The sequence below is a fragment of the Rhizobium brockwellii genome, assembly GCF_000769405.2.
Lineage (GTDB): Bacteria > Pseudomonadota > Alphaproteobacteria > Rhizobiales > Rhizobiaceae > Rhizobium > Rhizobium brockwellii.
Genome location: NZ_CP053439.1, coordinates 4,467,304 through 4,485,183, shown reverse-complemented (window position 1 = coordinate 4,485,183; position 17,880 = coordinate 4,467,304). Strand labels below are relative to the sequence as shown.

Below are 17,880 nucleotides of genomic sequence, written 5' to 3'. Positions count from 1 at the left end.
ATATATTCGCATTTTTATCTTGCACTTCGGCTTTTCATAGCCAAGATGTGCCCCCACCGGTGGACGTAATTGCTGCATTGCGATATTGGGTCCACCGTTTGCGTCTATGGGAGCAGTAATATCATGATCGGACTTGTGCTTGTCACGCATGGCAAGCTGGCTGAAGAGTTTCGTCATGCTGTCGAGCACGTCGTCGGTCCTCAGAAATTCATCGAGACGGTCTGTATCGGCCCCGAAGACGACATGGACCAGAGACGGCAGGACATTCTGGAAGCGGTTTCCGGTGCCGATGATGGCCATGGCGTCGTCATCCTGACCGACATGTTCGGCGGCACGCCGTCCAATCTCGCCATATCAGTCATGAGCAGCGGCTATACCGAAGTCATTGCCGGCGTCAACCTGCCGATGTTGATCAAACTTGCCGGGGTGCGCGGCGAGAACAACATGGAGAAGGCGCTGGTGGAGGCATCCGAAGCCGGGCGGAAATATATCAATGTCGCGAGCCGTGTGCTTAGCGGAAAATAACGGGCCTTCATGACATCGCTCTCCCGGGAACTTCTTATCATCAACAAGCGCGGTCTTCACGCGCGCGCTTCCGCCAAATTCGTGCAGATGGTCGAGACCTTCGATGCCGCCATCACCGTTACCAAGGATGGAATGACGGTCGGCGGAACCTCCATCATGGGCTTGATGATGCTTGCGGCAAGCCCCGGCTCGAGCGTCGTCGTCTCGGCGAGCGGCAGCCAGGCCGAAGAAGCGCTGGAGGCCCTGGACCAGCTGATCCAGAACAGGTTCGGCGAGGAGATGTGAGCTCCGATCGAGCTCATATAAACATATAAAGACTTCTTTATATCCTTATTGCCATCACCGGCGAAGCCTGCTAAACGGCGGACATGCCGTGCGCTTGCACGCGGGTCATCTTCGCGCCTGCGCCAATTTTGAGACGTTTTTCAGCCTGGAGGCCTCTATGAGCACTGAAAAAGATTATGTCGTCGCCGATATCGGTCTTGCGGATTTCGGCCGCAAGGAAATTACGATCGCCGAAACCGAAATGCCGGGACTGATGTCCTGCCGCACCGAATTCGGCCAGACAAAGCCGCTGAAGGGCGCGCGCATTACCGGCTCGCTGCACATGACCATCCAGACGGCCGTGCTCATCGAAACGCTGGTCGCGCTCGGCGCCGAAGTCCGCTGGGCCTCGTGTAACATCTTCTCGACGCAGGATCATGCCGCTGCCGCGATCGCCGCTTCCGGCGTGCCTGTCTTCGCCATCAAGGGCGAGTCGCTCGAGGATTACTGGGTCTACACCGACAAGATCTTCCAATGGGCCGATGGCGGCCTTTCCAACATGATCCTCGATGACGGCGGCGACGCCACCATGTACATCCTGCTCGGCGCCCGCGCGGAAGCCGGCGAGGACGTGCTGTCTCATCCGCATTCCGAAGAAGAGGAAATCCTCTTCGCACAGATCAAGAAGCGCCTTGCCGCTTCGCCTGGCTGGTTCACCAAGCAGCGCGACGCGATCAAGGGCGTCACCGAGGAAACGACGACCGGCGTCAACCGCCTTTACCAGCTCAGCCAGAAGGGCCTGTTGCCCTTCCCGGCGATCAACGTCAACGACTCGGTCACCAAGTCGAAGTTCGACAACAAATATGGCTGCAAGGAATCGCTGGTCGACGGCATCCGTCGCGGCACCGACGTCATGATGGCCGGCAAGGTTGCCGTCGTCTGCGGATACGGCGACGTCGGCAAGGGTTCTGCCGCTTCGCTCTCCGGCGCCGGCGCCCGCGTCAAGGTGACTGAAGCCGATCCGATCTGCGCATTGCAGGCTGCGATGGACGGTTATGAAGTCGTTCTCCTTGAGGACGTCGTTTCCTCGGCCGATATCTTCATCACCACCACCGGCAACAAGGATGTCATCCGCATTGACCATATGCGGGCGATGAAGGATATGGCGATTGTCGGCAATATCGGTCACTTCGACAACGAAATCGAAGTCGCTGCGCTGCGCAATCTCAAGTGGACCAACGTCAAGCCGCAGGTCGACCTGATCGAATTCCCCAAGGGCAACCGCATCATCCTCCTTTCCGAAGGCCGTCTGCTCAACCTCGGCAACGCCACCGGCCATCCGTCCTTCGTGATGTCGGCTTCGTTCACCAACCAGACGCTGGCGCAGATCGAACTCTTCACCAAGCCCGACCAGTATTCCAACCAGGTCTATATTCTGCCGAAGCATCTCGATGAAAAGGTCGCACGCCTGCATCTCGACAAGCTCGGCGTGAAGCTGACTGAGCTTTCTGCGGAACAGGCTGCCTATATCGGCGTCTCGCCGAAGGGCCCGTTCAAGTCCGACCACTACAGATATTGATCTGATCGTTAATATCCACAAGATGTAGAAGCCGCGGCATTGACAAATGCCGCGGCTTATTTTTTGGACGCTCCCTTCCCGCCGATTCCCTTCCGAAGTATTGTTTTAGGACTTGATTCGTGGCGCCGGACGCTGTCCGGCAGCTGCGAAAATGGGATGTCTTGTCGTAATGCGGCACATTGAAGGACGGAGACATACCGCGGATGTCGGAAATAAAAAGCAGCCTGCCCGGTCAGGCGGATGATGGCGCTCGCGCCCATCGCCGCCCGCTGATGGCAGGTCAAGGATATAAATCTGCAACGGCACACGAGGCCGCAAAGCAAGAGCACGGACCATTGGCGCGCTTCCTGAAAAGCTGCGCGGCCGGCACGGCGCTTGCCGCCCTGGCGCGGCCGGCTCTGGCACAGGCGGAGCAGCAGGCGGCGGCCTCGGCTCACCTCTTCACATCCTCGCAGGTGATCGGTGTTTCCGTCGTCATCGGCGTCATATCGGCAGCCCTGCTGTCGACGCTGTGGCTCGTGCGTCAGCGCGGCAACCTGGAAAACGAGAGCCGGGAAATCCGCTCGGCGCTCTCCGATGCCCAGCAGCGCATTTCGCAATACCAGGCTCTGATCGCCGACAAGAACCGGCGGATCGTCATCTGGGACGGCAATGCGCGTCCCGAACTGCTCGGCCAGCTTCCGCCTGAGACCGGCGCGCCGCAGGACGGCGAATTCCTGGCCTTCGGCCTGTGGCTGAAATCACGTTCGGCTTCCGAGCTGGAAAAGGCGATCGACCGGCTGCGCGACGAGGCGCAGAGCTTCGACATGGTGGTCGAAACCATCCGCGACGAAATCCTCGAGGCGCAGGGCCGGGTTTCCGGCGGGCGTGCCTTCGTCCGTTTCGTGGCGCTCAACAATCTGCGCGCCGAGCTCGCAGAGCTCAGGATCGAGCGCGACCGGCTGATGACCTCGATCTCTGCCTTCCAGACCATGCTCGACGCGATCGATATGCCGGCCTGGCAGCGCGATCCGGTGGGCCGCCTCACCTGGGTCAACCAGGCTTATGGCGAGGCGGTCGAAGCGCGATCGCCGCAGCAGGCGATCAATGAAGGCCGCGAGATGCTGACGACCGTTGCGCGCGAACGCATTCGCGCCACGACGACGCCGGAATCGCCCTTCCATGACAAGATCTCGACGGTCGTGCGCGGCAACCGCACATTCTTCGACGTCGTCGACGTCAGGGTTCCCGGCGGCTCGGCCGGCATCGCAATCGATGTGTCCGACATAGAGGCCGTGCGCGCCGAGCTGGAACGGACGCTGAAGAGCCATGCCGAAACGCTCGACCATCTCGCCACGCCGGTTGCCATCTTCGACGGCGACCGCCGGCTGCAATTCTACAATCAGGCCTTCGTTGCGCTCTGGGAGCTTGATATCGCCTTCCTCGAGGGCCGGCCTGACAATAGCGAGCTGCTCGAGCGGCTACGGGCGGCCAAGAAACTGCCGGACCAGCTCAACTGGAAAAGCTGGAAGGAAGCCGCACTTTCCGTCTATCGCGCGCTCGACACGCAATCCGATCTCTGGCACCTGCCGAACGGGCAGACGTTGCGCGTCTTTGCGACCGCCCATCCGCAGGGCGGCGCCACCTGGGTGTTCGAAAACCTGACCGAGCAGGTCGATCTCGAAACGCGCTACAACACACTGGTCAAGGTGCAGGGCGAAACGATCGACCATCTTTCCGAAGGTGTGGCGGTGTTCGGTCCTGATGGACGCATCCGCCTTTCCAACCCGGCCTTCCGCGCGCTCTGGGGGATCACCGAAACCGAAGCCAAGCCCGGCACCCATATCCGTGCGCTCGGCGAGGCCTGCGCGCCGTCCTATGATCGGCCGGATGGCTGGAAGACCTTCGCGGAGCTGATCACCAGCTTCGACGACGAACGCCGCTCAGGCCAGGGAACGCTGGAACTCTTCTCCGGCCTGGTGCTCGACTACGCCGTCATCCCGCTGCCGAACGCGCAGACCATGCTGACCTTCGTCAACATGACGGACAGCGTGCGTGCCGAGCGCGCGCTGACCGAGAAGAACGAAGCGTTACGCAAGGCCGACGAGCTGAAAAACGACTTCGTCCAGCACGTTTCCTATGAACTTCGTTCGCCACTGACCAACATCATCGGCTTCACCGATCTCCTGCGCACACCGGGTGTCGGGCCGCTGAATGACCGGCAGGCCGAATATATCGACCACATCTCGACCTCGTCCTCTGTTCTGTTGACGCTCGTCAACGATATCCTCGACCTTGCGACCGTCGACGCCGGCATCATGCGCCTCAACTATGCGGATATCGATCTCAACGATCTGCTCGACGACGTCTCGATGCAGATCGCAGATCGCCTGCATGAAAGCGGTGTCGCGCTTGAAATCACCGCACCCGCCTATCTCGGCTCGATCGTTGCCGATCCACAGCGGCTGAAGCAAATCCTTCTGAAGCTTCTGTCCAATGCGGCGAATTTCTCGCCCGAAGGCACTTCGATCTCGCTGGAATGCCATCGCGAAGGCACGGATTTCGTCTTTTCCGTCAGCGATCGCGGCCCCGGCATCTCACCCGATATGATCGCGACCGTCTTCGACCGGTTTGCCACGGGGGCAAAAAGCGGCAAACGCGGCGGCGCCGGCCTCGGCCTCTCGATCGTCGACAGCTTCGTCAGTCTGCATCATGGCGATGTGACGATCGACAGCGAGCCGGGCAAGGGCACGACTGTCGTCTGCCGTATCCCCTCGGTCGATGTACCGCATTCCGCCGCCGCCGAATGACGACCAGCGATGCGATCTCGCTTTTCCTGAAAGACGAGGCGGCCACCATCCGCCTCGGCGAAGATCTGGCGCTGGCCCTGAAGGCCGGCGATTGCCTTGCACTTTCCGGCGATCTCGGCGCGGGGAAATCCTCGCTCGCCCGGGCGATCCTCCGCGCCATGGCCGATGACGAGGGGCTCGAGGTTCCGAGCCCGACCTTCACGCTGGTGCAATCCTACGACCTGCGCATTCCCATTTCGCATTTCGATCTCTACCGGCTCGGCGACCCCGCCGAACTGACGGAGCTTGGCTTCGACGAGGCCCTGCAGAACGGTATCTGTCTCGTCGAATGGCCTGAGATGGCCGAGAGCGAGCTGCCCACTCAGCGTATCGCACTGACGCTGGAACATGAGGGCAAAGGCCGCCGGGCAACGATTATGGCCTCCGGCATGCAATTCTTGCGCATCCGGCGCGTCCTGGCGATCCGCGATTTCCTTGATGATTCCGGTTATCCCGCAGCGAAACGCCGATTCCTGACCGGTGATGCCTCGCTTCGCGCCTATGAGGCGATCTATCCGAAGGCCGGCAGCCAACGCATCATCCTGATGGACTGGCCGCCGCTTGCTGAAGGCCCCCCGGTTCTGGACGGCAAACCCTATCCCAAAGTCGCGCATCTTGCCGAAAACGCTTATCCGTTCGTGGCGATCGCCGATACGCTGCGCAAGGATGGTTTTGCGGCGCCCGAAGTCTACAGGGTGGATTATAACAAGGGTATCCTGCTGATCGAAGATCTCGGCAGTGACGGCGTGCTGGATGCCCACGGACAGCCTATTATCGAACGCTATCGCGCAAGCGTTGCGTGCCTCGCCAGACTGCACGCTCTGAAACTTCCGCACGACATCCCCGTTGGAAAGGGACATGTCCATCATATTCCTGATTTCGACCGTACGGCGATGAAGATGGAGGTGCGGCTGGTGCTCGACTGGCACCTGCCCTGGAAACGTCAGGGTGTGCCCGCAACGGAGGCCGAACGGGCGGAATATCTGGCGATCTGGGACGCGCTCATCGACGAGCTCGCAACGGCCGAGAAGAACCTGCTGCTGCGCGACTTCCATTCGCCAAACATCATCTGGCGCGAACATGAAAGCGGTATTCGCAAGATCGGCCTCATCGATTTCCAAGACGCGATGATCGGCCCCACGGCTTATGACCTTGCCTCGATCGTCCAGGATGCGCGCGTAACGATCGAGCCGGACCTCTTCCGGCAGCTGATGGACGATTATCTAACGCTTCGCCGCGCGCAGGGCGGTTTCGACGAAGCCGGATTTATGAAGGCCTGGGCGATCATGTCTGCTCAGCGCAATTGCAAGCTTGCCGGCCTCTGGGTGCGCCTGTTGCAGCGCGACGGCAAGCCGGGTTATCTGAAACATATGCCGCGCACGCTTTCCTATCTGAACGTCGCGCTCAAGCATGAAACGCTTGCCCCCTTGCGCGATTGGTGCGCAAGGGCTGGAATAGGCCAGAACGAATCATAAGTTCCGGATCAGAATGACCATCAGACAAGCCATGGTACTGGCCGCGGGTCTCGGAACCCGCATGCGCCCGATCACCGATACGATCCCAAAGCCGCTGGTGAAGATCGACGGCAAGCCGATGATCGACTACTCGCTGGATTCGCTGGTGGCGGCCGGCGTCGAACGCGCCGTCGTCAACGTTCACCACCACGCCGACCAGATGCTCGACCATCTGAAGAATTATCACGGCCTCGACATCATCATATCGGACGAGCGGGACGCACTGATGAATTCCGGCGGCGGCCTGGCCAAGGGGCTGATGCTGCTTAGCCGCGACAATATCTTCGTTATGAATGCCGATCTCTTCTGGATCGGCGAACAGCAGGGGCGGCCGACGAATCTACAACGCTTAGCCGGATTCTTCGATGCCGAACGCATGGATATGGCGCTGCTTTGCGTTGGGATCGAGGATACGACGGGGCACAACGGCAAGAACGACTTCAGTCTTGCGGCCGATGGCCGGCTGACGCGTTATCGCGACGATCCATCCAATCCCGTCGTCTATGCCGGGGCAATCGCTATGAACCCGTCGCTGTTCGACGATGCACCGAAGGATGCCTTCAACCTCAATATCTATTTCGACAAGGCGATCGCGCGCGGACGACTTTTCGGCACGGTGCTCGAAGGCCATTGGCTGACTGTCGGCACGCCGGAGGCGATCGGCGAGGCGGAGGAAACGATCCGGCGACTGCGGACGTTTGCGTAAGCCATGGCGGAGCGGCACCAGCCACGCATCACCACGATCCCCGCAGGCCTCTCCTTCCTGAAAACGCTGGCGACGACACTGTGCGACGGCCGATTGACGCCGATTTTCCGGCATGACGCCGATGATCCGCTATCGCTTGCCAAAGTGACGATCTACCTGCCGACCCGGCGCGCCGTGCGTGTGCTGCGGTCGGAATTCGTCGACCTGCTCGGCGGCCGCTCGGCGATCCTCCCCGTCATCCGTCCGCTGGGCGAAACCGACGACGATAGCGGCTATTTCGACGAGGCGCTGCCGGCAACGATCGATCTCGCCCAGCCGCTGTCGAATATCGCCCGTCTGCTGGAGCTTGCGCGCCTGATCCTCGCCTGGCGAAACAAGCTGCCGGAGATCGTCCGCCACATCCACTCGGACTCGCCGCTCGTTGCGCCGGCAAGCCCGGCGGATGCGATCTGGCTCGCCCGTAACCTGGCGGAATTGATCGATTCCATCGAGACGGAGGATCTCGACTGGTCGGAATTGTCGAAACTCGACACCGGCGACTATGCCGCCTGGTGGCAGCTGACGGCGGAGTTCCTGCAGATCGCCAGCGCATTCTGGCCGGAGCGGCTGTCCGAACTCGGCAAATCCTCGCCGGCGCGGCACAGAAACGCCATTCTCCGGGCTGAAGCAAGCCGGCTTTCTGCGACGAAACCGGCCGGACCGATCATCATCGCCGGTTCGACAGGGTCCGTTCCCGCCACCGCCGATCTCATTGCCGCCGTCGCCCATCTACCGGAAGGTGTGATCGTGCTTCCGGGTCTCGATCTCTCCATGCCCGAAGGGCACTGGCAGATGGTCGCGCCAGAACCGGCGCCCGGCCAACACGCCAGTCCCGCAAGCCGGAGCCATCCGCAATATGGTCTGTCGGTGCTGCTCAAGCGGCTAAAGCTGACACGCGCCGATGTCACGCTCCTCGACAGACCGGAGGCCGATCTTGAGCGGCGCGCCGAAATCCTGTCGCGGGCCCTTGCCCCGGCGGAGGCGACCAGCGACTGGGGGGCGTGGAAGAACGGCCTGCCGGCCGGCGCGCTGACTTCGGCCTTCTCTGATATTTCGCTAATCGAAGCGGCCAATGAGCGCGAGGAAGCGACCGCAATTGCCATCGCGCTCCGCCTTGCGCTGGAAAGACCGGGACAGGACAGCGAGAGCCGGGCAGCACTCATCACTCCGGACCGCAATCTCGCTCGGCGGGTGATGGCCGAGCTTTCCCGCTTCGGCATCCTCGCCGACGATTCGGCGGGTACGCCGCTTTCGGCCATGCCGCAGGGCACCTTGCTGCAATTGCTGCTGGAGGCGGCGCTGCGGCCGGGCGATCCGGTGGCGATCGTCTCGCTGCTCAAACATCCGCTTGCCCGCTTCGGCCTGGAACGCGACGCCTTGATTTCCGCCACAGAGGCTCTCGAGCTGCTGGCACTGCGCGGCGGGGTGGCAGAGGTGGATATCAGTACGCTTGAATCGCTGCTCACTCACCAACTTGCCGAACAGGCCCTGGACAGGCACGCGCCGCAATGGCGAAAAGCGCTTTCGCCTGAGGCCGCCGAGGCCGCATTCGACCTCGTCCGGCGGGTCGCACAAGCGACCGAGCCACTGGCTTCGGCGCTGATGCGGCACCGGCCGGAAGATCGCGGAAGAACGGTGCGCTTCACATTGTCGGAATGGGCGGAGCGCACCGGCCGTTCGCTTGAAGCGGTCGCGGTCGATCCACAAGGCAATCTCGCCGATCTCTGGTCGAACGAAGCAGGAGACGCCCTCGCCGCCCTGCTCAGTGAAGTGATCGACACGGACGGCCAGATGGAGGCCGACGGACCGCAATGGATCGACATCATGGCGGCGCTCGCCGCCGGTCATGCGGTGAAGCCGCGAGCGCTCAGCCATCCGAGGCTCTTCATCTTCGGCACGCTGGAAGCCCGCCTGCAGAGCGTCGATACGTTGATCCTCGGCGGCCTGAACGAAGGCACCTGGCCGGGACAGACCGCCAACAACCCCTTCATTCCGCGCATGATGAAGACGGAGATCGGGCTCGAGCCGCCGGAGCGGCGCATCGGCCAGCTGGCGCATGATTTCGAGATGGCAAACGGCACGCGCCATCTGATCTATTCGCGCGCGCTGCGCCAGGGCTCGACGCCGACCGTTGCCTCGCGTTGGCTGCAGCGGCTGCTGGCGCTCGGCGGAGAGGCATTCGAAGCGGAATTGAAGGGACGCGGCAACCGGTTCCTCCAATGGGCCGCTCTCATCGATCGGGGAGATGCTCAGGCGCCGGCGCAGCGCCCCTCGCCGAAACCGCCGCTGAAGCTGCAGCCGAAATCCTATTCCTTTAGTGAAGTCGGCCGGCTGCGCCGAGATCCCTATGCCATCTATGCCCGCCGTGTCTTGCGGCTCGACCCCGTCGACCCGTTCAATCGCGATCCAGGGGCGGCCGAACGCGGAACGCTCTACCACAAGATCATCGACCGTTTCATCCGCGAGCCTCACATCGCCGGCACGCCGGATGCGGCAGCGGCGATGGAGCACGTCCTTTCCGAGCTTTTCGACATGGAAAAGTTGCCGCCGCATATCGATGCCGTGTGGCGGCCGCGCTTTCGCGCGGTGGCCCGCGCCTTCCTCGAATGGGAAGCTGGACGCCGGCATGGCATCCTGAAAACCCTGACGGAGGTACGGGGCGGTATGGAGCTGGAGCCGATCAATATCCGGCTTACCGGCGTCGCAGACCGGATCGACGTCACAGGACCACACTCGGCCGACATCATCGACTACAAGACCGGCTACAATCCCTCACCGGCGCAGGCCCGCGTGCTGCTCGATCCGCAGCTTGCGCTTGAAGCGGCCGCCTTGAGCGCCGGTGCCTTCCGCGATGCCGGCAGCCTCGTGCCGCAGGACCTTCTCTACGTGCGTCTGCGACCCGGAAGCCGCTTCCAAGTCGATACTGTCAACAACGAGAGCTCGGCCCGTAGCGACAAGGCGAAATCGGCGATGGACCTCGCCGCCGAATCGATCGACCAGCTGGTCAAATTCGTGGGGTTGCTGCAATCCAACGAAAGAGGCTTTACCTCGCGGCTGATCCCGGCCCAGCAATTCGATTTCGGCGGCGACTACGATCATCTCGCCCGCGTCTCCGAATGGTCGACGGCCGAAACCGAAGAGGGCGGTGATGAGTGATGTGACCGCCCTTCCCAACGACGACGATCCGGGCGCCTGGATCGGCTGGACGACCATCCAGCAGGCCATTGCCTCGGATCCACTGCGTTCAGCATGGGTCTCGGCCAATGCCGGTTCCGGCAAGACACATGTGCTGACACAGCGCGTCATCCGGCTGCTGCTATCAGGTGCGCGGCCTTCCGCCATTTTGTGCCTCACCTACACCAAGGCTGCGGCGTCGGAAATGTCGAACCGCGTCTTCGAACGACTGGCGGAATGGGTGGTGCTTGACGATGAAGACCTCAGCCGGCGGATCACACAGATCGAGGGTACGGCTCCCGACGGACTGAAGCTTGCCGAGGCCCGCCGGCTGTTTGCCAAGGCGCTGGAGACCCCCGGTGGACTGAAAATCCAGACGATCCATGCCTTTTGCGAGGCACTGCTGCATCAATTCCCGTTGGAGGCCAACGTTGCCGGGCATTTCTCTGTTCTCGACGATCGCGCGGCGGTGGCGCTGCTTTCCGATGCGCGCCGGGCGCTGCTGACGGCAACGGCGCCGGAGGAAGACAACGCCCTTGCCGAGGCGTTCGCCTACGTGCTCAATCTCGGCGACGAATCCGGACTGGAGAATCTGCTCGGCGACATCGTCGCCAACCGCAATGCCATTCGTCGTTTCACGGCGACAGCCGAACAGCAAGGCGGCGTGGAAATGGTTCTGCGCAAAAGACTTGGCCTAACTGTCGGCGATACGGAAGACCGGATCGCGGCGCAATATTGGCCATTGCCCGCGCTTTCGGGCGGCACGCTGGAGCTTTATCTCTCGCTCGCCGACAAGAAAGGCGGCGCGAAGGCGCAAGAGGTTGCCTATGGCCTCAGGCTCGCCGGGCGGGAGCGCGATGACGCAAGGCGCGCTGAGATCCTCGAGAAAATCTTTCTGACCGTCAAGGGCGAGCCCAAGGCGGACTCGCAATTCCTCGTCAAGGCCATGCTTACCGAGGCACCGCAGCTGGCGGAGGCCATCGCCATTGCCCGCGCGCATGTCGCAGCAAGCCGCGACCGGCTGAAGCTGATGCGGATGTACGGCGCCACGCATGCAGCGCTCGTGCTCGCCGACCGGCTGAATCACGACTATGAGGAGCTGAAGAAGCAGCGCAGCCAGCTCGACTTCGAGGACCTGATCACCCGCACCGCCGACCTGCTGACGAAAAGTGGCGTCGGCCCCTGGATCCATTACAAGCTCGATCGCGGCATCGATCATATCCTCGTCGACGAAGCCCAGGATACCAGCCCGATCCAGTGGAGCGTCATCCAGTCGCTCGCCGAAGATTTCTTCTCCGGCGAAAGCGCCCGGCCGATCGTGCGCACGCTATTTGCCGTCGGCGACGAAAAGCAGTCGATCTATTCCTTCCAGGGGGCGCGCCCTGAGCGTTTTTCCGAGGAGAGCGACCGGACGCGGCGGCGCGTTTCCGACAGCGGGCAGAGTTTTTCCTCCGTGCGGCTGCCGCTGTCGTTCCGTTCGACCGCCGACGTTCTCGAGGCCGTCGACCACATTTTCAAGACACCCGAGAACGCGCGCGGCCTCAGCGCGCTCGGCGAACCGGTCGTGCATCGTTCCAGCCGCATCGGACATCCCGGCGCCGTCGATCTCTGGGAGATGGTTGCGCCGGAAGCGGTGGTGAAGGAGGAGGACTGGACGGCGCCCTTCGACGCGACGCCGGAAAGCGCGCCGGCCGCAATCCTCGCACGGCGGATCGCCCATGCGATCGGCACGCTCGTCGGCCGCGAAACGATCGTCGACAAAGGCAAGGAGCGCCTGATCGAGGCCGGCGACATCCTGGTGCTGGTGCGCAAGCGCGACGCCTTCGTTAACGCGTTGACGCGCGCGTTGAAGCGGCGCGGCGATATTCCCGTCGCCGGTGCGGACAGGCTGGTGCTGACCAGCCATATCGCCGTGCAGGATCTGCTGGCGCTCGGCCGTTTCCTGCTTCTGCCGGAAGACGATCTTTCGCTCACCGCCGTGCTCAAGAGCCCGCTTTTCGATCTCTCGGAGGATGACATCTTTGCGATCGCCGCGTTGCGCGGCGACAATCAGAGCGTCTGGAGCCATCTCAAAAGCTTCGCCGCCGACGGCATCGAGCGTTTCCGCGCTGCCGTCGAGAGGCTGGAGCTGTTTCTCCGGCAGTCCAGGAGCCTTTCGGTTCACGATTTCTATGCGCGCGTGCTGGGCAGCTACGGCGGGCGGCGGCAATTCCTTGCCCGTCTCGGCACCGAGGTCAGCGATATCCTCGACGAATTCCTGACCTTCACGCTCGACCATGAGAGCTCCGGCCTTCCCGGGCTGCAATCCTTCATCTCGACGCTGGAGCTCGAAGCCCCAGTAATGAAGCGCGAGCAGGACAAGGGACGCAACGAGGTGCGGATCATGACGGTGCATGCCTCCAAGGGTCTGGAAGCACCGATCGTTTTTCTCGTCGACGGCGGTTCGAAGGCCTTCACCCATACCCATCTGCCGAAGCTTCGCCTGATCGAGACCGGCCTCGACGAGCCGCCGATGCCCGTCTGGGTTCCTGTCTCCGATCTCGCCAATTCGCTGACGCAGGACGATGCGACGCGTATCCAGATGCTGGCGGAAGAAGAATACCGCCGGTTGCTCTATGTCGCCATGACGCGCGCCGCCGACCGGCTGGTCGTCTGCGGCTATCGTGGCGTGCGCGTGAACAACGACACCTGGCATATGATGATTTCGACAGCACTGCGCGACGACCATCCGCATGTGGAGGCGACCACATTCTCCGGTCCCGATGGGGAATGGCCAGGCATCAAATGGCGTGTGCCGCAGGTGGAACGAAGCTTCGAGCGTGTCGATCGCAGCGAAGAGCGCGGCAGCGACCAGACCCTGCCGGACGGCCTGTTGCGGCCATTGCCGCCGCAGGCTGAGCTTCCTCGGCCGCTCAGCCCTTCCGGCGCCGGGACGATCGTCGATGAAGACGAGGGCGGCCTGCTGGTGGTCTCGCCGCTGTTCGGTGAGAGGGTGCGCAGCGATCACTCACTGGAAAAGGGCAGACTGATCCATCGCATGCTGCAGGCGCTTCCCGAAATTCCGCTTACCGAGCGACCTGATGCGGCGAGCCGCTATGCCGAACGGGCGGCTCGATTCTGGCCGGAAGCCGAGCGGCGCAAGCTTGTCGATTCGGTTCTGAAACTATTGGACGAGGAAGGCCTGCAGGCTGTCCTCGGTGCGCAGGCCCAGCCAGAGGTTTCGATCATGGGAACATTGACGCTCGAAGATCGGCGCTATGCCGTCTCCGGGCGCATCGACCGGCTTGCCGTCCTTGCCGATCGCGTCGTCATTCTCGACTACAAGACCAATCGGGTGCCGCCGGCATCAGAGGAGGCTATCCCCTTCGCGCACCGGGCGCAGCTGGCGATCTATCGCGAGATCCTGACGCCGCTCTATCCTGATAAGCGTATCGATTGCATGCTTGTCTATACCGAGAACGCCTCGCTCTTCACGCTGAGCGAAAAGGCGCTCGGTTTGGCGCTTGCAGCGGTCAAGACAAAGTGAAATACCGGACATTGAAAATTCGGCACCGCACCATCACATGTGGTTCAACACCCAATTCCGTTAAAGGAGAAGCCCATGGCTACCGTGAAAGTCGATATCAATAACTTCCAGTCGGAAGTTCTGGAATCCGCAGAACCCGTCGTCGTCGATTTCTGGGCCGAATGGTGCGGCCCGTGCAAGATGATTGCTCCGAGCCTCGAAGAAATCGCCGTCGAGATGGAAGGCAAGGTCAAGGTCGCCAAGCTGAATATCGATGAGAACCCGGAACTCGCTGCACAGTTCGGTGTGCGCTCCATTCCGACCCTTGCAATCTTCAAGGGCGGCGAAGTTGCCGATATCTCTGTCGGCGCAAAGCCGAAGACGGCTCTTTCGAACTGGATTTCGAGCGCTGCCTGATTGATTTCGGCCAATTCAGATTACATTGACGAAAAAGCCCGGTTCGACCGGGCTTTTTTCATTTCGCAGCCTTCATTTCGGGGGCGTGCCGTTATCGGCAAGCACGTCGCCGACGAGATAGAGAGAGCCGCCGACCAGGATGCGCGGCGGCAATGCCTCTGGATCGAGAACGGCTTTGATCGCTTCCAACGCATCGCCGACCGTCAACATCGGTTCGGCAACCAAACCGGCATCATAAGCCGCATTTGACAATATTACCGGGTCGATCATCGCGTCGCTGCCGCGGATCGGCACGCAGAAAACCTTCTCGACCAGGCCGGTAAAGGCCTTGAAATAGCCGACCGGATCCTTGGTGTTGATCATGCCGGTAATCAGGAAAAGCGGCCGAGATTGGCGCTCCTCGAAATTGGCCATGGCTTCGGCGATCACTTCGCCGGCACCCGGATTATGCCCGCCATCGATCCAGATCTCGGCGCCGGCGGGCGCATGTGACAGCAGCCGGCCCTCGCTCAGGCGCTGCAGCCGACCCGGCCATTCGACCGAACTCATCGCCGTTTCCATCATCGTCTCGGTGACCGTGAAACCCGCCGCCTTGACGGCACGAATGGCGGCGGCGGCATTGGCATATTGATGCCGGCCGGGGAGGCGCGGCAGCGGAAGGTCGGCAAGACCGAATTCGTCCTGGTAGACGAGGCGGCCGTATTCCTCATGCGCCATGAAATCCTGACCGAAGACGGCGCTCGGGCAATGCAGCCGCTCGGCCGTCGACATCAGCACGTCGAGAGCTGCGTCATATTCCTGATGACCGATGACAACGGGAAATCCCGGCTTCATGATGCCGGCCTTTTCGGCCGCGATCAGCTCGACCCTGTCGCCGAGATAGGGCTGGTGATCCAGCGAGATCGGCATGATCACCGAAACGGCCGGATCGGAAATGACATTGGTGGCGTCGAACCGGCCTCCGAGACCGACTTCGAGGATCGCAGCATCGGCCGGCTGTTCGGAAAACAGAATGAAAGTGACTGCCGTCAGGATTTCGAAGACGGTAATGTGCTGTCCTGCATTGGCATCGGCCACGCGGCGCACGGCCTCGGCGAAAACGGCGTCGTCGACAAGCTGCCCGCGTCCGCCCTTGACACCAATGCGATAACGCTCGTGCCAATTGACGAGATGCGGCGAGGTGTGGACATGAGCGCTGTAGCCGCCGGCTTCGAGCAGGGCGCGGCAGAAGGCGGTGACCGACCCCTTGCCATTGGTGCCGGCGACATGGATCACCGGCGGCAGTTTCCTGTGCGGATTGCCGAGCACATCGAGAAGACGAGTGATGCGGTCGAGAGACAGATCAAAACCCTTGGGATGCAATCCCATGAGCTTGTCGATCTCCTGTGCTGCCTCACTCACCGCGGTTTGGCCTCTGGGTATCAATTCGGCACCCCGCCTGCTTGTCGGTTATCAGGCGCTTGCCGCCAGAGCAATCGCGCCGCCATTCATGTCGTTCGCCGCAGAAACCGGCTTCTTCGTCAGGATCTTCAAGAGGCGCGCCAGCGTTTCCGGAATATCGTGACGTTTGACAACCATATCGACCATACCATGCTCCAGCAGATATTCGGCGGTCTGGAAGCCTTCGGGCAGCTTTTCACGCAGCGTCTGCTCGATCACGCGTTTGCCGGCAAAGCCGATTTCGGCGCCGGGCTCGGCCAGATGAATATCGCCAAGCATGGCATAGGAGGCCGTGACGCCGCCGGTCGTCGGGTTGGTCAGCACGACGATATAGGGCTGGCCGGATTCCTTGAGCATGTCGACGGCAACCGTCGTGCGCGGTAGCTGCATCAGCGACAGGATGCCTTCCTGCATGCGCGCCCCGCCGGAAGCTGGGAACATCACCAGCGGGCACTTTTCAGATGTCGCACGCTCGAAAGCCTTGACGATCGCCTCGCCGGCGGCCATGCCGAGCGAACCGCCGATAAAGTTGAATTCGTGCACGACGGCCACGAGTTTCAGTCCCTGCACCTTTCCGACACCGGCGAGGATCGTATCTTCCTGTTCGGTCTTCAGGCGGCTGTCGCGCAGGCGATCGCTATATTTCTTCGAATCGCGGAACTTCAGCGGATCCTGCGCGACCTTCGGCTGCGGCAGCGATTCGAATTCGCCATTGTCGAAAAGATCGGCCAGGCGCGCCTTGGCCGGCATCTTCATGTGATAACCAGACGCCGGAATGACCCATTTGTTGCCTTCCAGGTCCTTATGGAAGACCATCTCGCCCGTTTCCGGGCACTTGATCCAGAGGTTCTCCGGCACTTCGCGACGGCCCAGCATGGAATTGATCCGCGGGCGAACGTAGTTGGTGATCCAGTTCAACTCGAATACTCCTGATAGTCTAAGGCGCGTCGCGATCTGCCGCGCTTTAGGTCCTAGTTTCCCGCACGTCGTTGCCGCAAAACCGCTGCACACTTTTGCGCGACATGCTTTGTGCCAATGTGCGCAAACTATTCGGCAGCAACAAGGCGCGCCGAACGTGTTCCCGTGGAAAGGCCGCGCACCAGCGTGGCAACGGCTTGAACCGTGTCCGCCGTTGCCTTTCCGTCATGCGTCAAGCTGGTCGCGACCTGATTGACGATCGCGGTGCCGACGACGACGCCGTCGGCCGAACCGCCAATGACCTTTGCATGTTCCGCCGTCTTGACGCCGAAGCCGACGCAGACGGGCAGCTTGGTATGCTGCTTGATACGCGCGACCGCGCCTGACACCAGCGACGGATCGGGCAGCGCCGAACCAGTGATGCCGTTCATGGAGACGTAGTAGACGAAGCCGGAGGTGTTCTTCAGTACCTTCGGCAGGCGCTTCTCATCCGTCGTCGGCGTCGCCAGGCGGATGAAATTGATGCCTTTGCGGATCGCCGGAATGCAGAGTTCGTCATCCATCTCGGGCGGCAGGTCGACGACGATCAGGCCGTCGATGCCGGCGGTGAGCGCGTCGTCGAGGAATTTCTCGACGCCGTAAATATAAATCGGGTTGTAGTAACCCATCATCACAATCGGCGTCGCATCGTTCGTCTTGCGGAAATCAGCCGCCAGCTGCAGCGTCTTCTTCAGCGTCTGGCCGCCTTTCAGGGCGCGCTGGCCGGCCAGCTGGATCGCCGGGCCGTCGGCCATCGGATCGGAAAAGGGCATGCCGAGCTCGATAATGTCGGAGCCCGCCTCCGGCAGCGCCTTCATGATGCCGAGCGAGGTGTCGTAGTCGGGATCGCCGCCCATGAAATAGGTCACAAGCGCCGGACGGCCCTCGGCCTTCAGCTCGGCAAAGCGTTTGTCCATGCGTGCGGTCATGTC

12 protein-coding genes are annotated in these 17,880 nt (G+C 61.8%); 9 read left to right on the top strand and 3 right to left on the bottom strand.

Annotated features, from left to right (window positions below; genetic code table 11):
- Positions 1-123 precede the first annotated feature (123 nt).
- The 9 genes from RLCC275e_RS21890 to trxA all read left to right on the top strand — a co-directional run bounded on the left by RLCC275e_RS21890 (position 124) and on the right by trxA (position 14,551).
- The gene (locus RLCC275e_RS21890; protein ID WP_033182055.1) at positions 124-525 is read left to right on the top strand and encodes a PTS sugar transporter subunit IIA; all 402 of its coding nucleotides are present in this window, start codon (positions 124-126) and stop codon (positions 523-525) included.
- A 9-nt stretch (positions 526-534) separates the two neighbouring features.
- Positions 535-810 carry an HPr family phosphocarrier protein gene (locus RLCC275e_RS21885; protein ID WP_033182054.1) on the top strand — a complete coding sequence of 92 codons (276 nt, stop codon included), beginning with the start codon at positions 535-537 and terminating at the stop codon, positions 808-810.
- Between the two features lie 157 nt (positions 811-967).
- On the top strand, positions 968-2,368 hold the full coding sequence (ahcY, locus tag RLCC275e_RS21880) for an adenosylhomocysteinase (RefSeq protein ID WP_003544127.1): 1,401 nt from the start codon (positions 968-970) through the stop codon (positions 2,366-2,368).
- Positions 2,369-2,571: 203 nt separating this feature from the next.
- Entirely contained in the window at positions 2,572-5,157 is a 2,586-nt protein-coding gene (locus RLCC275e_RS21875; protein WP_033182053.1) for a sensor histidine kinase, read from the top strand.
- The gene (tsaE, locus tag RLCC275e_RS21870) at positions 5,154-6,671 is read left to right on the top strand and encodes a tRNA (adenosine(37)-N6)-threonylcarbamoyltransferase complex ATPase subunit type 1 TsaE (protein WP_033182052.1); all 1,518 of its coding nucleotides are present in this window, start codon (positions 5,154-5,156) and stop codon (positions 6,669-6,671) included. Before RLCC275e_RS21875 ends, tsaE begins: the two co-directional genes overlap by 4 nt.
- Before the next feature lie 13 nt (positions 6,672-6,684).
- A complete protein-coding gene (locus tag RLCC275e_RS21865; RefSeq protein WP_033182051.1) occupies positions 6,685-7,416 on the top strand; it encodes a nucleotidyltransferase family protein in 732 nt (243 codons plus the stop codon).
- Positions 7,417-7,419: 3 nt separating this feature from the next.
- Entirely contained in the window at positions 7,420-10,611 is a 3,192-nt protein-coding gene (gene addB / locus RLCC275e_RS21860; protein WP_033182050.1) for a double-strand break repair protein AddB, read from the top strand.
- A complete protein-coding gene (gene addA, locus RLCC275e_RS21855) occupies positions 10,604-14,155 on the top strand; it encodes a double-strand break repair helicase AddA (protein ID WP_033182049.1) in 3,552 nt (1,183 codons plus the stop codon). Before addB ends, addA begins: the two co-directional genes overlap by 8 nt.
- A gap of 75 nt (positions 14,156-14,230) precedes the next feature.
- On the top strand, positions 14,231-14,551 hold the full coding sequence (gene trxA / locus RLCC275e_RS21850; protein ID WP_003544118.1) for a thioredoxin: 321 nt from the start codon (positions 14,231-14,233) through the stop codon (positions 14,549-14,551).
- Between the two features lie 72 nt (positions 14,552-14,623).
- Here trxA and RLCC275e_RS21845 read toward each other — a convergent pair whose 3' ends face one another.
- The 3 genes from RLCC275e_RS21845 to trpA all read right to left on the bottom strand — a co-directional run bounded on the left by RLCC275e_RS21845 (position 14,624) and on the right by trpA (position 17,877).
- Positions 14,624-15,976 (bottom strand): bifunctional folylpolyglutamate synthase/dihydrofolate synthase, encoded by a 1,353-nt coding sequence (locus RLCC275e_RS21845; RefSeq protein WP_171816944.1) that lies wholly within the window; start codon positions 15,974-15,976, stop codon positions 14,624-14,626.
- Positions 15,977-16,003: 27 nt separating this feature from the next.
- Entirely contained in the window at positions 16,004-16,909 is a 906-nt protein-coding gene (gene accD / locus RLCC275e_RS21840) for an acetyl-CoA carboxylase, carboxyltransferase subunit beta (RefSeq protein ID WP_033182047.1), read from the bottom strand.
- Between the two features lie 128 nt (positions 16,910-17,037).
- A complete protein-coding gene (trpA, locus tag RLCC275e_RS21835; protein ID WP_033182046.1) occupies positions 17,038-17,877 on the bottom strand; it encodes a tryptophan synthase subunit alpha in 840 nt (279 codons plus the stop codon).
- Between the last annotated feature and the right edge of the window lie 3 nt (positions 17,878-17,880).

Coding starts and splice junctions, on each gene's coding strand:
- trpA (WP_033182046.1), bottom strand. CDS start 17,877: ATGACCGCACGCATGGACAAACGCTTTGCCGAGCTGAAGGCCGAGGGC.
- trxA (WP_003544118.1), top strand. CDS start 14,231: ATGGCTACCGTGAAAGTCGATATCAATAACTTCCAGTCGGAAGTTCTG.
- RLCC275e_RS21865 (WP_033182051.1), top strand. CDS start 6,685: ATGACCATCAGACAAGCCATGGTACTGGCCGCGGGTCTCGGAACCCGC.
- RLCC275e_RS21885 (WP_033182054.1), top strand. CDS start 535: ATGACATCGCTCTCCCGGGAACTTCTTATCATCAACAAGCGCGGTCTT.
- ahcY (WP_003544127.1), top strand. CDS start 968: ATGAGCACTGAAAAAGATTATGTCGTCGCCGATATCGGTCTTGCGGAT.
- tsaE (WP_033182052.1), top strand. CDS start 5,154: ATGACGACCAGCGATGCGATCTCGCTTTTCCTGAAAGACGAGGCGGCC.
- RLCC275e_RS21875 (WP_033182053.1), top strand. CDS start 2,572: ATGTCGGAAATAAAAAGCAGCCTGCCCGGTCAGGCGGATGATGGCGCT.
- addA (WP_033182049.1), top strand. CDS start 10,604: ATGAGTGATGTGACCGCCCTTCCCAACGACGACGATCCGGGCGCCTGG.
- RLCC275e_RS21890 (WP_033182055.1), top strand. CDS start 124: ATGATCGGACTTGTGCTTGTCACGCATGGCAAGCTGGCTGAAGAGTTT.
- addB (WP_033182050.1), top strand. CDS start 7,420: ATGGCGGAGCGGCACCAGCCACGCATCACCACGATCCCCGCAGGCCTC.